Raw genomic sequence first — 262 nt, 5'->3', positions numbered from 1 at the left:
AAGCCGTGATAGAGCATCGGCGCCATGCGGCCGGTCTCGAACACAACCCGCTGGCAAGTCGGTGCCTTCGCCAGCGATGCAACGATCGCCTCGGCCGTCGACATCGTCTTCGCTTCGTGGACGACTGCTCCCTCACGGTCGAGAACGCACACATGCGTCTCTTCCATCGAGATGTCCAAGCCTGCAAAATATTCCATGGTCGGTCTCCTCTTCAAATGACGGAGCCGATCCTAACGGTCTCCGAGAAGAGCCGCTGCCCATT

1 pseudogene is annotated in these 262 nt (G+C 59.2%); it reads right to left on the bottom strand.

The annotated features are described in order from the left end of the window. Positions 1-197, bottom strand: a pseudogene (locus DH10_RS35905) (IS110 family transposase); the annotation flags it as partial. Positions 198-262 lie beyond the last annotated feature (65 nt).

This window comes from Mesorhizobium silamurunense, assembly GCF_014843825.1.
Classification (GTDB): Bacteria; Pseudomonadota; Alphaproteobacteria; order Rhizobiales; family Rhizobiaceae; genus Mesorhizobium; species Mesorhizobium silamurunense.
The sequence above is the reverse complement of the archived record's forward strand: the minus strand, read 5'-3'. Positions and strand labels throughout refer to the sequence as shown.